The organism is Janthinobacterium amylolyticum (assembly GCF_051380655.1).
Taxonomy (GTDB): Bacteria; Pseudomonadota; Gammaproteobacteria; order Burkholderiales; family Burkholderiaceae_D; genus Janthinobacterium.
Genome location: NZ_JBNYXL010000011.1, coordinates 1 through 14627 on the forward strand (window position 1 = coordinate 1; position 14627 = coordinate 14627).

Annotated in this window: 11 protein-coding genes and 5 tRNA genes; 6 read left to right on the forward strand and 10 right to left on the reverse strand. The window is 61.8% G+C overall.

Going from position 1 to position 14627, the window contains the following annotated elements:
• Positions 1-105: 105 nt before the first annotated feature.
• The 7 genes from ACQ4WR_RS22060 to ACQ4WR_RS22090 form a co-directional block, all read right to left on the reverse strand.
• A tRNA-Ala gene (locus ACQ4WR_RS22060) sits at positions 106-181 on the reverse strand.
• A 50-nt stretch (positions 182-231) separates the two neighbouring features.
• A tRNA-Glu gene (locus ACQ4WR_RS22065) sits at positions 232-307 on the reverse strand.
• Positions 308-357: 50 nt separating this feature from the next.
• Positions 358-433, reverse strand: a tRNA-Ala gene (locus ACQ4WR_RS22070).
• A 134-nt stretch (positions 434-567) separates the two neighbouring features.
• A tRNA-Glu gene (locus ACQ4WR_RS22075) sits at positions 568-643 on the reverse strand.
• 67 nt (positions 644-710) lie between these two features.
• A tRNA-Ala gene (locus tag ACQ4WR_RS22080) sits at positions 711-786 on the reverse strand.
• Positions 787-922: 136 nt separating this feature from the next.
• Positions 923-2329 carry a glutamate--tRNA ligase gene (gltX, locus tag ACQ4WR_RS22085; RefSeq protein WP_436489930.1) on the reverse strand — a complete coding sequence of 469 codons (1407 nt, stop codon included), beginning with the start codon at positions 2327-2329 and terminating at the stop codon, positions 923-925.
• A 154-nt stretch (positions 2330-2483) separates the two neighbouring features.
• Positions 2484-3395, reverse strand: a complete 912-nt coding sequence (locus ACQ4WR_RS22090) for a LysR family transcriptional regulator (RefSeq protein ID WP_436489931.1) — start codon at positions 3393-3395, stop codon at positions 2484-2486.
• A 147-nt stretch (positions 3396-3542) separates the two neighbouring features.
• On the opposite strand from ACQ4WR_RS22090, the gene lysA reads away from it, so the two are divergent.
• Complete coding sequence (gene lysA, locus ACQ4WR_RS22095; protein ID WP_436489933.1) at positions 3543-4787, forward strand: diaminopimelate decarboxylase; 1245 nt, start codon at positions 3543-3545, stop codon at positions 4785-4787.
• Positions 4788-4871: 84 nt separating this feature from the next.
• A complete protein-coding gene (locus ACQ4WR_RS22100; protein ID WP_436489935.1) occupies positions 4872-6437 on the forward strand; it encodes a phospholipase D family protein in 1566 nt (521 codons plus the stop codon).
• Between the two features lie 552 nt (positions 6438-6989).
• Here ACQ4WR_RS22100 and ACQ4WR_RS22105 read toward each other — a convergent pair.
• The 3 genes from ACQ4WR_RS22105 to apbC all read right to left on the reverse strand — a co-directional run bounded on the left by ACQ4WR_RS22105 (position 6990) and on the right by apbC (position 10504).
• Positions 6990-8675 carry an alkaline phosphatase family protein gene (locus ACQ4WR_RS22105; RefSeq protein WP_436489937.1) on the reverse strand — a complete coding sequence of 562 codons (1686 nt, stop codon included), beginning with the start codon at positions 8673-8675 and terminating at the stop codon, positions 6990-6992.
• A 178-nt stretch (positions 8676-8853) separates the two neighbouring features.
• Positions 8854-9261, reverse strand: a complete 408-nt coding sequence (locus ACQ4WR_RS22110) for a DUF4399 domain-containing protein (RefSeq protein WP_102293936.1) — start codon at positions 9259-9261, stop codon at positions 8854-8856.
• A gap of 154 nt (positions 9262-9415) precedes the next feature.
• Entirely contained in the window at positions 9416-10504 is a 1089-nt protein-coding gene (gene apbC / locus ACQ4WR_RS22115) for an iron-sulfur cluster carrier protein ApbC (RefSeq protein WP_034758315.1), read from the reverse strand.
• A gap of 147 nt (positions 10505-10651) precedes the next feature.
• Between apbC and metG the strand changes: the two genes are divergently transcribed.
• The 4 genes from metG to ACQ4WR_RS22135 all read left to right on the forward strand — a co-directional run bounded on the left by metG (position 10652) and on the right by ACQ4WR_RS22135 (position 14583).
• A complete protein-coding gene (gene metG, locus ACQ4WR_RS22120; RefSeq protein WP_436489939.1) occupies positions 10652-12817 on the forward strand; it encodes a methionine--tRNA ligase in 2166 nt (721 codons plus the stop codon).
• Positions 12818-12836: 19 nt separating this feature from the next.
• Complete coding sequence (locus ACQ4WR_RS22125; RefSeq protein ID WP_102294026.1) at positions 12837-13316, forward strand: GNAT family N-acetyltransferase; 480 nt, start codon at positions 12837-12839, stop codon at positions 13314-13316.
• Positions 13317-13423: 107 nt separating this feature from the next.
• The gene (locus ACQ4WR_RS22130) at positions 13424-13633 is read left to right on the forward strand and encodes a DUF3460 family protein (RefSeq protein WP_102293938.1); all 210 of its coding nucleotides are present in this window, start codon (positions 13424-13426) and stop codon (positions 13631-13633) included.
• A gap of 17 nt (positions 13634-13650) precedes the next feature.
• Positions 13651-14583, forward strand: a complete 933-nt coding sequence (locus ACQ4WR_RS22135; protein ID WP_436489942.1) for a segregation and condensation protein A — start codon at positions 13651-13653, stop codon at positions 14581-14583.
• Positions 14584-14627 lie beyond the last annotated feature (44 nt).

A 14627-nucleotide genomic window follows, 5' to 3' on the forward strand; every position in this document is an offset into this window, starting at 1 on the left:
GCTAACAGCTTAGCCATATTTCCCCCAGGGGTATGGCGGAAAACAATCCGGAAATAAAAAAAGCCGCTCCAGGCGACTTTGATTATCATGTGATTTCTGCGCTGTTGGTGGAGGTAAGCGGGATCGAACCGCTGACCTCTTGCATGCCATGCAAGCGCTCTCCCAGCTGAGCTATACCCCCCGGGCGCAGAAACACTGCTACTTCTTCACTACAACAACACCAGACTTAACTGGCGTCCCCAAGGGGATTCGAACCCCTGTACTCACCGTGAAAGGGTGATGTCCTAGGCCTCTAGACGATGGGGACCTGGATACTACATTTTACTTCTACAGTTTGCTACTTTACTCCTGCGCTGTTGGTGGAGGTAAGCGGGATCGAACCGCTGACCTCTTGCATGCCATGCAAGCGCTCTCCCAGCTGAGCTATACCCCCCGGGCGCAGAAATAATAAAAGCCGCACTTGGCGACTTTGTTCCACTACTTGCTTTCCATCCAGATTCCGCTTTTTACGGACCTGAACTTACAACAATCAGTACAAACAACTGCCACTACTATACCACAACTACCTGGCGTCCCCAAGGGGATTCGAACCCCTGTACTCACCGTGAAAGGGTGATGTCCTAGGCCTCTAGACGATGGGGACCGCGGAACTTCCTAACAACAACTGCACCACTTCAACAACTAACAAAACCTGACTGCAATTTTGCTGCTGGTGGAGGTAAGCGGGATCGAACCGCTGACCTCTTGCATGCCATGCAAGCGCTCTCCCAGCTGAGCTATACCCCCGTTGGTGCAGAAACAAGAGTATAGCAAAGAAGTTTCACTCTGCAAATACCCTTTTTCGTCTATGAGCAACTTTTCATAGGGACGGTTTCCGCACGCTGTTTCTACGCTGATTTCTACGCGTATTCAATCGCGGCGATTACAGCCACTTTGCCAGGCGCGCCAGCACGGTCTCGCGACCAAATACCACCACCACCTGGTCGATGGCCGGCGTCTGCAGCTGCCCCGTCAGGATCAAACGCAAAGGCATGGCCAGCAGCGGCATCTTGATGGTGTTGGCGGCCAGCACTTCCTTGATCATGGCGGCGACTGCTTCCTTGCTCCACTCCACCGTGGCGATGCGCTCGGCGAACTGCGCCAGCACGGGCTTGATCGCGTCCGTGATGTGCTGCGCCACCAGATCGGCTTCCGGCTGAGGCTCGCGGAAGAACAGCATCGAAGCGGCAGCCAGTTCGTTGACGGTGTTCGCGCGCTCTTTCATCATGCCCAGCACCAGCGCCAGGTCCGGCGCGCCTTCGAAGACGGCGCCAGCTGCCAGCATCTGCGCTCTAGCCAGGTCGGCCAGGCGCGTATTGTCGGCCTGCTTGATGTAGTGGTTATTGAGCCACTTGAGCTTTTCCAGGTCGAACTGCGCGGCCGACTTGGTCAGGTGGTCGAGGTTGAACCACTCGCAGAACTGCTCCACCGAGAACACCTCATCGTCGCCATGGCTCCAGCCCAGGCGCGCCAGGTAGTTCAGCATCGACTCGGGCAGGAAGCCCTGCGCCGGGTAATCCATGACGCTGACGGCATCGCGGCGCTTGGACATCTTCTGGCCATCCGAACCGAGGATCATCGGCAGGTGGCCGTACAGCGGCAGCGGCGCGTTGATGGCGCGCAGGATGTTGATCTGGCGCGGCGTGTTGTTGACGTGATCATCGCCGCGCAGCACGTGCGTGATGCCCATATCCCAGTCGTCGACGGCGACGCAGAAGTTATAGGTTGGCGTGCCGTCCGGACGCGCGATCACCAGGTCGTCCAGTTCGCGGTTCGAAATCGTGATGGTGCCCTTGACAACATCGTCCCAGCTGACGTCGCCGTCGAGCGGATTCTTGAAGCGCACGACAGGCTTGCGATCAGAGGGAACGGTTGGCAGGGTCTTGCCCGGCTCCGGACGCCAGGTGCCGTCATAGCGCGGCTTTTCGCCGGCGGCGCGCATGCGCTCGCGCATCGCTTCGACTTCATCGGGCGACGAGTAGCAATGGTAAGCCGTGCCTTCGGCCAGCATCTGCGCCACCACTTCGCGGTAGCGGTCCATGCGCTGCATCTGGTAGAACGGGCCTTCGTCGTGGTCCAGACCCAGCCACTGCATGCCTTCGATGATGGCTTGCACCGCTTCCGGCGTCGAACGCTCCACGTCCGTGTCTTCAATGCGCAGCACGAAGGTGCCGCCGAAGTGACGGGCAAATGCCCAGCTGTACAAAGCGGTGCGGGCGCCGCCAAGGTGAAGGTAGCCGGTCGGGCTGGGAGCGAAACGGGTGCGGACGGGAGTGGCGGTTGTGGTCATCGAAGTAATCAGGCTTGAATAAGTAAAACGCCATTTTACTACCTAAGCAAAGCCCTAAGGCAAACCCCGGGGTCAGTCACTTCGTGATCAAAATGGGGCCCACTGGGTCCCATTTCCCCTGAGGGTCTGACCCCGGCCCTTCAAGGGGCTTGTCTTATAGTGCCAGCAGCCGCCTTTTCACCTCTTCCGCCTGCGCATGCAGCGCCTGCTCGAACAGGGCCACCAGCTGCGACAGGGGCCGGTGCAATGGCTTGACCAGGTTCACGGTAAACGGCAGCGACACACTGAAGCGGCGGATCTGCAAGCCCTGCCCCGCATAGTCGAGGGCCGTGAGCGGGTTGACGATGGCCAGGCCCACGCCTTCGCGCACCATGGCGCAGACGGAGGCGGCGCTGTGGGTGTCGAGCGCCATGCGCCGCTCCACGCCGGCCTGCGCGAAGATAGCGTCGATCTGCTGGCGATACGGGTCGACGGCGGCCAGGCTGATAAAAGGCTGGCCGGCGAAATCCTCCGGTTGCAGCACGGCCTTGGACGCCAGCGCATGGCCGTCCGGCAGCACGCACACTTCATCGACGGACATCAAGGTATCAAGCACGGTGCCCGGCGGCGCATTGCCCACTTCCGTCAGGCCGATGTCATGGCGCTGCGCCGACAGCCATTCTTCCAGCAGCGGCGACTCCTGCGGCGTAATGCTGATGCTCACCTTGGGGAAATCGGCGACGAACAGTTTGCAGGCCTGCGGCAGCAGCGACTGCGAAAACACGGGCAGGCAGGCAATCGACAGCTGCCCCTGGTCGAACTGGCGCAAAGCCGTCGCCGTGCTGACGATGCGTTCCAGTCCAAAATACGCGCGCTGCACTTCCTCGAACAGCTGCAGCGCCTGCGCCGTCGGGCGCAAGCGCCCCCGCTCGCGCTCGAACAGGGTCAGGCCCGTCAAATGCTCGAGGCGCGCCAACTCGCGGCTGACGGTGGGCTGCGAAGTATGCAGCATGGCGGCGGCGGCCGTCACGCTGCCCGTCGTCATGATGGCGCGGAAGACTTCGATATGGCGCAAAGAGATAGTCATGTCCATATCATAAATGAATAAGGTCAGCTTAAATGGATATTTTATGTTTACAAAGAAAACCCGCATCATGGTCAGCATCGCAGGTCGGATGAACGGGCAAAGCCCGCGTAATCCGACGCCACCCTAAACATGACAAAGACCACCACCATGAAGCCAGTGCCAGACGCCACCCTCGCCCAACTCGCCCAGGAACACGGCACTCCGCTGTGGGTCTACGACGCGGCCACCATCCGCGCGCGCATCAAGCAGTTGGCGCAGTTCGACACCGTGCGTTTCGCGCAAAAGGCCAATTCGAACATCCATTTGCTCACTCTGATGCGCGAAGCGGGCGTGCACGTGGACGCTGTGTCGCTGGGCGAGATCGAACGCGCGCTGCAGGCGGGCTTCACGCCGGCGCAGACCAACGGCGCCGCCGGCGTGGTCTTCACCTGCGACCTGTTCGACCGCGCCACCCTGGCGCGCGTGGCGGCAGCAAAAATTGAAGTCAATTGCGGTTCCGTCGACATGCTGCGCCAGCTGGGGCCAGTGTCGCCCGGCCACCGCGTCTGGCTGCGCATCAATCCCGGCTATGGCCACGGCCACAGCAACAAGACCAACACGGGCGGCGAAAACAGCAAGCACGGCATCTGGCATGAAGAACTGCCGGAAGCGCTGGCCGTCATCCGCGCCCATGGCCTGCACCTGGTGGGCCTGCATATGCACATCGGCTCCGGCGTCGACTACAGCCACCTGGAAACCGTCTGCGGCACCATGGTCGACCTGGTGAAAAACATGGGCCACGACATCGAAGCCATTTCCACGGGCGGCGGCCTGTCGGTGCCTTACCGCGAAGGCGAACAGCCCGTCGACACTGACCATTATTTCCAGCTGTGGGATGCGGCGCGCAAGCAGATCGAGGCGCACCTGGGCCACCCCGTGCACCTGGAAATCGAACCGGGCCGCTTCCTCGTCGCCGACAGCGGCCTGCTGGTGGCCGAAGTGCGCGCCACCAAGCAAATGGGCGGCAACCATTTCACTTTGCTCGACACGGGCTTCAATGAACTGATGCGCCCCGCCATGTACGGCAGCTACCACGCCATGTCGGTCATCGCGCATGATGGCCGCGCTCTGGACGCTAGCCCCGCATGCGCCACCGTGGTCGGCGGCCCCCTGTGCGAATCGGGCGACGTGTTTACCCAGCGCGATGGCGGCGTGGTCGAAACGCGACTGCTGCCTGCGGCGCAGGTCGGCGACTACGTGGTCTTCGAAGGCGCCGGCGCCTACGGCGCGTCGATGTCGTCGAACTACAACAGCCGTCCGCATGCGGCCGAATACCTGGTCGATGGCGAGCAGTCCCGCCTGATCCGCCGCCGCCAGACTGTGGCCGAGCTGATCGCCCTGGAACAGTTCTAAGCCGTTACCAGGCGGTTTCCAATCCGCGCCCGCGTGCGGGCATGCGCATCTGCTACCATCGGCACAACTCGATGAAAGCCCGCCATGCCCGCCACCACCCTCACCTTGCGCCGCAGCGCCAGCTTCGCGCTTCCACTGCTGCTCTCCCTTGTCCTTGCCGGCTGCGCCGCGCTGCCCTCGCTGGAGGGCCGCGTGGCGTCCAGCGTCATCACCGATACGGCCAACACGCAACTGGGTCTGGCCATCGCGCCACTGGCGGCGCAGCATCCGGGCGTGTCCGGCATCTATCCGCTGGCCGACGGGCGCGATGCGTTTGCCGCGCGCGCACTGCTGGCAGGCGCCGCCCAGCGCAGCCTGGACGTGCAGTACTACATCTGGCACAAGGATATTACCGGCACCCTGCTGTTCGACGCCCTGCGCCAGGCGGCGGAACGGGGCGTGCGCGTGCGCCTGCTGCTCGACGATAACAACACGGCGGGCCTGGACCAGACCCTGAGCATGCTGGGCAAGCAGGCGAATATCGAAATCCGCCTGTTCAACCCTTTCGTCCCCCGCTCTCCGCGGGCACTGGCCTTTGCCACGGATTTTTCTCGCCTGAACCGGCGCATGCACAATAAATCCTTCACGGCCGATAACCAGGCCACCATCGTCGGCGGGCGCAATGTGGGCGATGAATATTTCGGCGCGGCCGGCGATGTGCTGTTTGCCGACCTTGACGTACTGGCCGTCGGCCCCGTCGTCAACGACGTCTCGCAGGAATTCGACCGCTACTGGAACAGCCCATCGGCCTATCCGGCGCAGCTGCTGCTGACCAGGGCCGTCGATGGCGACGCGGCCACCATCGCCGCCGAGGCGGACCGCATCGACGATACCAAGGCAGCCGAAGAATATGTGCAGGCACTGCGCACTACGCCCTTCGTCAGGCAGATGATGGAACGCACCCTGCCGTTCGAATGGGCACGCACGCGCATGATCAGCGACGACCCGGCCAAGGTGCTGAACCAGGCAAAACCCGGCAGCAGCGTGGCGGAAAACCTGCAAGACCTGCTGGGGGTGCCGGAAAAGGAACTCGATCTGATTTCGCCGTATTTCGTGCCCGGCAAGTCAGGCACCCAGGCCTTTGCCGACCTGGCGCACAAGGGCGTCGGCGTGCGCGTGCTGACGAATGCGCTGGAAGCGACCGACGTGGCGGCCGTGCATGCCGGCTATGCGAAGTGGCGAAAACCGCTGCTCGAAGCAGGCGTGCTGCTGTATGAATCGCGCCGCTCGTGGGAAGCGGGCGACGCGCGCGAACAGCCAGGACGCTTCGGCAGTTCAGCATCAAGCCTGCACGCGAAGACCTTTTCCGTCGATGACCGGCGCATCTTTGTCGGCTCGTTCAACTTCGATCCCCGCTCCGTCGAATTGAATACGGAAATGGGCCTCGTCATCGACAGCCCGGTGCTGGCCAGCCAGCTGGGCCAGGCCATGCGCACCACCATCCCGCAGCGCGCCTACCAGGTCATGCTGGCAGCGGACGGTTCGCTGTACTGGATCGCCCGCAACGCCAACGGCAGCACCACGCGCTACGACACGGAGCCGGGCACCAGCATCTGGAAGCGCATGGGCGTGGCGATTTTGTCGGTGCTGCCGATCGACTGGCTGCTGTAAGCGGATTGGCCAGCGATGTAATCGGATGACACAGGGTTTTGCCCCGCTATGGCGGCGCCAGTCCAACGCAGGTCGGCTTAGCGCGCAGCGCGTAAGCCGACTGCATCACAGGATGGGCCAACACTGTTGTCGGATTACGCGGGGCGTTGCCCCGCTAAGCCGACCTACGCTCTTCGCCAGGCCAAGGGCGGTCGTATTGGCGGCGGTGCCGACACACAAACAACGGCGGTGGTGTTGGCGGCGGTGCCGACACGCAAACAATGCCGGTGGTGTTGGCGGCGGCGCTGCCGGCACACAAACCACGTAGGTCGGGTTAGCGCGCAGCGCGTAAGCCGACGACACTACAAACCTGGCCAACACTGTTGTCGGATTACGCGGGGCCTTGCCCCGCTAATCCGACCTACGCTCTTCGCCAGGCCAAGGGCCGTCGTATTGGTGGCGGGACCGACACGCAAACAATGCCGGTGGTGTTGGCGGCGCTGCCGGCACGCAAACCTCGTAGGTCGGCTTAGCGCGCAGCGCGTAAGCCGACAACACCACAAGCCGGGAAGCTTACCGCACCGCTTCCGTCAAAATTCGCCCTTCCGACGCCGACGGCTGGCGGATGCGCAGCAGGTGGGCCAGGGTCGGCGCGATGTCGACCACTTCCGCGTATTCGCCATACGCGCCCGGCTTGATCCAGCGCGGGCCGAAGACCATCAGCGGCACGTTGGTGTCATAGGTGTACGGCGTGCCGTGCGAAGTGCCGCCGCTACCCTTGCCGAAGTACCAGGCCGGCTTTGTGACGACCATCAGGTCGCCCGACAACTGGCGATTCCAGGCGCGGCGCATCAAGGTGTCCATGCGCGTGGCCACGGCGCCCGTCTCCATCTGCGTGCGGGTATACACTTGCGCCAGGCCGTCCTGCTGCAGCAGGAAGCGGGCCGCCGTGTCTTCCAGGGCCGTACGATTGACGCCGCGCTTTTCCGCCAGCGCGTAGTCGAGGTAAATGTTCGGCAGCGACGACGTGGTCACCAGCTTGTCGATACCCAGGCTTGCCGCCAGGTGCTGGTTCAGCGCATCGACCAGTTTGGCGCCATCGATGCGTTTGGCCGAGAAGCCGCGCGTTTCGGCGAATTCCGGCACATTGGCAAAGCCATGGTCGGCCGTCAGCACCACCAGCACATTGTCCATGCCGACTTTTTTATCCAGGTCGGAAAAGAAACCGGCCAGCATGCGGTCCAGGCGCTGCAGGTGGTCGTGCGACATCTTGCTTTCCGGACCGTAGGCATGGTTCACATAATCGTGCGCGGACAGGCTCACGCCCAGGATATCGGGCACGCCCGCCGGGTTGCGGCCCAGGTTTTCGCCATCGATGGCGGCACGGGCGAATTCCAGGGTCAGCTCGTCGAGGAAAGGGCCGGACTTCAGGCGGCTGTAGTACTCGCCATCGAGCTTGCCGCTGTCGCTGTAGTAGGCGAACGGGAAGGTGTTGCGCGTACCCGCCTTGGCGGGAACGATGTCGTCGCGCGCGTCATTGGCGTAGGCGCCATCCGCCAGCAGCGGCGTCCAGCTCTTGCCGTAATAGCGGTCCTGCGGCCTGGCCGCCTGGTAGCGCTGCACCCATTGCGGGTGCTGCTGCATATAGTATGTGCTGCTGGCGAAGTTGCCCGTCTTTTCCATGTACATATAGGCGGTGCCGGTTTTCCCGGCCAGCAGGATGGCACCGCGGTCCTTGCCCGACACCGTCACGACCTTGGCCTGGTTGCCCGTCGAGTAGCGCAGCTCGTCGCCCAGGGTGCTGACGCGCAGCTTGGTCGGCGCCGTGCCGTCGTCTGGCTGCGTTTCTTCGCCGATATAGTGGAAATTGCCGTCTTCGGTGCAGTACACGGATTTTTTCGTGACGGGATCGATCCAGTTATTGCCGATCACGCCATGCTGGTAAGGGTAGGCGCCCGACAGCACGGCCGAGTGGCCGATGGCGGTAACGGTGATGCCATGCGCCTGGTGCGCATCGCTGAACCACGCGCCCTGCTCCAGCAGCCGGCGGAAGCCGCCCTGGCCAAACTGGCCGCGGTAGCGCGTCACCTGCTCTTGCGGCAGGCCGTCGACCACCAGCACGACTACCAGCTTGGGCTGCGCCACGGCAGCCGACGCCACAGGAACGGCCTTGGCCGCATGCGCCTGGCATGCCGCCACGCTTGCCACCAGCAGCAGCGCCTGCGCCAGTTGCCGGGAAAGGGAGAAATTCTTCGTCATATCCGCTCGTTTATCAATACACATTATCGGGATGCTATCGGGTAGCCCTATGCTGGCCAGCGGGCAGCATACGCAGACTATATGACGCAATGATGACAATAAGCAACACTATGAAAAAAACAAGGCCGGAATCCCTTGGGAGTCCGGCCTGTCGAGGCGCTGCAAAACTGGCTGGTGGCTACTTGACCGTCACCTGGATGCTTTTGGCCCATTCCGGTCCGTACGACTGATGGGCGCCATTGGCAAATTGCATGGTCAGCGTGTACTGGCCCGGCGGCAACTTGACTTCCGTTTCCGTCTGCCCCTTGCCGAAATGCAGGTGCATATCGTCCATCGGGATCATCTCGCCCGCCTTCATGGCGCCCTTGTTGATCAGCAAATGATGGTGGCCCGTCTTGGCCGTCATGTCGCCGGCCGGCTTGACATCCATGCCCTTGACGGCGAATTTGACCTTGAACGGGCTGCTCACCGTGGCCCCGTCAAGGGGTTCGACGAATGACACGGACTGGGCAAAGGCGCTGGCGGCCAGCAGGCTGCCGGCAATCACGACGCCGGCCCGGCGCAGGAATACGGTAGTCAATTGCATGATGTCTCCTCTTGTTTAATAACAACACGGACTGCATGAAACCATATTCCTGGCGACCATGGCGCCGGGGAGCTGCTGGGGTCAGTCGCTTCGCGATCGGAGCGCATCCCATTGGGATGCACTCCCCCGGCGGGTCTGACCCCATGGTCGATCATCAATCGTTCTTGATCACGATGCTCGGGAACTTGCTCGTCATGTCCTTCGCCTTTTCCGCCACCTTGATGGCGATGGTGCGGGCGATCTGCTTGTAGATCACGGCGACAGGGCCTTCCGGCTCGGCCACGACGGTCGGCGTGCCCGAATCCGTCTGCTGGCGAATCGCCATGGTCAGCGGCAAGGCGCCGAGGAATTCCACGCCAAAATCCGCGCACATCTTCGCGCCGCCGCCGGCGCCGAAGATTTCTTCCGCATGGCCGCAGTTCGAGCAGATGTGCGTGCTCATGTTTTCCACCACGCCGAGGATAGGAATGCCGACTTTCTCGAACATTTTCAAGCCCTTGCGCGCGTCCAGCAGGGCAATGTCCTGCGGCGTCGTGACGATGACGGCGCCCGTGACAGGCACTTTTTGCGACAGGGTCAGCTGGATGTCGCCCGTGCCTGGCGGCATGTCGACGATCAGGTAATCGAGGTCGCGCCAGTTGGTCTGGTCCAGCAACTGCTGCAGGGCTTGGGTAACCATCGGGCCGCGCCACACCATCGGCTCGTCCGGATCGATCATGAAGCCGATCGACGACACTTGCAGGCCGTGGTTTTCCATCGGCTCCATGCTCTTGCCATCGAGGGTCTTCGGCTGGCCGCTGATGCCCAGCATCATCGGCTGCGACGGGCCATAGATGTCGGCGTCCAGCATGCCGACGGTGGCGCCTTCGGCCGCCAGGGCCAGGGCCAGGTTGACAGCCGTCGTCGATTTGCCCACGCCGCCCTTGCCGGAAGCGACGGCAATGATGTTTTTCACGTTGCTCATCGGCTTCAAGCCGCGCTGCACCGTGTGCGAAATGATCTTCGACGACACGCCAACGCTGACATTGCCCACGCCCGGCAGCACCCGCAGCGCGGCCAGCACGGATTTGCGGATCAGGTCGATCTGGCTTTTCGCCGGATAGCCAAGCTCGATATCGAGCGAAATATCATCGCCATCGACCTTCAGATTCTTGACGGTTTTACTGGAAACGAAATCTTTATGTGTATTTGGATCAATAACCTGGGCCAGTGCGGCCTTGACGTCTTCTACTGTGATGCTCATGACAATCTCCGTATGCAATACGCGCAGTCTAGCGTAAATTTGCATGGCGCGATGGAGACAAAAGCACTACTTGCCGGCCCGGCATCTGCTCATATTGCGTTTCCGCTGTTAAAATGCCCTATTATCCATCCCAAAAGTGCATCAATCATGACTCGCAAGCTGTTCGTCACCACTGCCCTGCCTTACGCAAACGCCGCTTTTCACATTGGCCATATCATGGAATACATCCAGGCCGATATCTGGGTCCGGTTCCAGCGAATGCAACGCGATGGCGCAGCCGGCCGTGAAGTGCACTTTGTGGGCGCCGACGATACGCATGGCACGCCCATCATGATCGCCGCCGAAAAGGAAGGCATCACGCCGCAGCAATTCGTCGCCAACATCGCCGCCGGCCGCGCCCAGTACCTGGACGGTTTCCATATCGCCTTTGATAACTGGTATTCGACCGACTCGCCGGAAAACGTCGACCTGTCGCAATCGATCTACCGCAAGCTGCGCGATACGGGCCTGATCGTCACGAAAACCGTCGACCGCTTCTTCGACCCTGTCAAAGGCATGTTCCTGGCCGACCGCAACATCAAGGGCGAATGCCCGAAATGCGGCGCCAAGAACCAGTACGGCGACAACTGCGAAGTGTGCGGCGCCGCCTACCAGCCGACCGACCTGGTCAATCCATTCTCCGTCTTCACCAACGCGACGCCCGTGATGAAGCCGTCGGAACAGTATTTCTTCAAGCTGTCCGACCCGCGCTGCTTCGAATTCCTGAAAAGCTGGCTGAATACACCCGGCCGCCTGCAGCCGGAAATGGTCAACAAGGTCAGCGAATGGCTGGGCGAAGCCGGTGAAAAGCTGGCCGACTGGGATATCTCGCGCGATGCGCCCTACTTCGGCATCCCGATCCCGGACGCGCCGGGCAAGTTCTTCTATGTGTGGATGGATGCGCCTGTCGGCTACCTGGCCAGCCTGAAAAACTATTGCGACAAGAAAGGCATCGATTTCGACGCCCTCCTGAATGACCCGTCGACGGAACAGATCCACTTCATCGGCAAGGACATCGTTTCCTTCCACCTGCTGTTCTGGCCCGCCATGCTGAAATTCGCCGGCCACCCGGTGATCGACAAACTGAAAGTCAATGTCCACGGCTTCCTGACGGTCAACAACGAGAAAATGTCGAAATCGCGCGGCACCGGCATTTCGCCGCTGCGCTACCTGGACCTGGGCATGAACCCGGAATGGCTGCGCTACTACATCGCCTTCAAGCTGAACTCGAAAGTGGAAGACCTGGACTTCAACGGCGAAGATTTTGTCGCCCGCGTGAACAGCGACCTGATCGGCAAATACGTCAACATCGCCAGCCGCTGCGCCGGCTTCATCGCCAAGAAATTCGACGGCAAGCTGGCGTCGACGCTGTCGGACAGCGCGCAAGGCTGGATCAACCGCGCACTGACGGTGGACGTCAACGGCGTCATCGTCGAGCGCCAGGCCAGCATCGCCGCGCACTTCGAGAACCGCGAATTCGGCAAGGCCTTGCGCGAAATCATGGAAATCGCCGACATCACCAACCAGTATGTCGATGAAAACAAACCGTGGATCCTGGCCAAGGATGCGGACAAGACCGCCGAGCTGCACGACGTGTGCACGACGGCCCTGATCCTGTTCCGCCAGCTGACGATTTTGCTGTCGCCGGTGCTGCCGGGCGTGGCGAAGAACGTGGCATCGTTCCTCAACGACGCAGAATTTACTTGGGCCGACACGCAGGTGTTCGGCGACGCCGTCTCGAACAGCATGCTGGGCCGCACCATCGGCGCCTACAGCCACCTGATGACGCGCATGGATGCGAAGATGATCGAAGCGCTGTTCGACGCGCCGCAAGCGGTCCCCGCCATTGCCGCACCGGCAGGCGACGCTGCGAATGACGCCGCTCCAGCACCCGCCGCGGCAGTACCGGCCACGGCCATCGAGGAACTGGCGCCCGAGATCAAGATCGACGATTTCCTCAAGGTCGACCTGCGCATCGCCAGGATCGTCAACTGCGAACTGGTCGACGGCTCCGACAAGCTGCTGCGCCTGACCCTCGATGCGGGCGAAGGCCGCTTGCGCAACGTGTTCTCGGGCATCCGCTCGGCCTACCAGCCGGAAGAACTGGTCGGCAAGCTGACGGTGCTGGTGGCCAACCTGGCGCCGCGCAAGATGAAGTTCGGCATTTCCGAAGGCATGGTCATGGCCGCATCGAGCGCCGACGAGAAGGCCAATCCGGGCATCTACATCCTGAACCCGTGGCCAGGCGCCGAACCTGGCATGCGCATCCGCTAAGCCCGCACAAGGACCGATGATGAATATCGTGGTGCGCGAAGCAACAGATGCCGATGCACAACTGATCGCCGAGCTGACCCGCGCAGCATGGGCCGGCAAGGTGGCCCCGTCGTCGAGCGGGCACCACGAAACAGCCGAACTGGTGGCGGAGCAGTTGCGCCACGGCGGTGGTTTCGTGCTGCTGATCGACGATGTGCCAGCTGGTTCGCTGCGCTGGATGCCACTCGACAGCGATCCCGCCATCTGGAAGATTTCACGCATGGGCGTGCTGCCCGCCTACCGGGGCGGCAACGTGTCGCAGCATTTGCTCGAAGCCATTATTCATCACGGCCTGTCGTGCCAGGCGGAAGAACTGCGCCTGGCCGTGCGGCGCGACCAGCGCAAGCTGATCGATTTTTACGCGGCCTTTGAATTCGACCTGGCCGAGGAACTGGAATATTCGCACGCCAACCCCGCCGAACCGGCGCCGATGGTGATGCGACGCCTGCTAAGGTATTGATTTTTAGCATTTTTGCCCCCGGCTTGCCCATACAACAACCCGCCAGTGCATCCGGCGCGGTAGAATACGGCCGGCTGACCTTACTTATAAGACACTCAGAAGACACTATGAAACTGCCTGCAAAACACAACAACTACGTATCCGACCACACCCTGTTCATCGCTGAACTGAAGGCCAAGAACCCTGGCATGGAAGCGGGCCAGCAAGCGGGCCGCGCCCTGCTGTGGGACAAGCCGCCCGTCAGCATGGATGAGCAGGAACGCCAGATGGCATCGGCCGTCAAGCAACAGGCTTACGTTTACCAGAACAAGAACTAAGAGCTGGAACCGGCACGATGTTGCCTGAAGAGTCTGCAGTCACGCCGGAAGCCGATGCTACCGGCGCCGGCGCAGTCATCGAGTTGCCCGAAGCCGCCGCTGACGGCGACGGCAGCGGCGACCCTGCAGCATCTGCAAGCACGGACGCGGCGCCCGCCGCCGATCCCATCGAAGCCGGCATTGCCCGCCTGTATGGCGAACCGCTGCTGCGCATGCCGACGGACTTGTACATTCCGCCGGACGCGCTGGAAATCTTCCTCGAAGCCTTCGAAGGCCCGCTCGACTTGCTGCTCTACCTGATCCGCAAGCAAAACTTCAACATTCTCGATATCCCGATGGCGCAGGTAACCCTGCAATATCTGAAATATGTCGACCAGATCCGCGTGCGCAACCTGGAACTGGCGGCCGAATATCTGTTGATGGCGGCCATGCTGATCGAAATCAAGTCGCGCATGCTCTTGCCTTCGCGCAAGAGCGACGTCGAGGAAGATGGCGGCGACCCCCGTGCCGAACTGGTGCGCCGCCTGCTCGAGTACGAGCAGATCAAGCTGGCCGCCTACGACCTGAACGCCATCCCGCAGTTCGAGCGCGATTTCGTGCGCACGCAGATCTTCATCGAGCAAAGCCTGACGCCCACCTGGCCCGACGTGGAACCGGTGGATTTGCAGCAGGCGTGGCTAGACGTGCTGAAGCGCGCCAAGCTGACCCAGCATCACCGCATCAGCCGCCAGGAACTGTCCGTGCGCGAGCACATGTCGAGCATCCTGCGCCACTTGCAATCGTCGCGCTTTGTCGAGTTCAGCGAACTGTTCGACATTGCCGGCGGCGTGCCCGTGGTGGTGGTCAATTTCGTTGCCCTGCTGGAACTGGCCAAGGAAACCCTGATCGAAATCACGCAAGCCGAACCGTTTGCACCCATCTACGTCCGGCTGGCCTATTCGCCTGCCTGACTCCCTCCCTTTGTCACTGACCACCGTACAACGGGGTTTTAGCG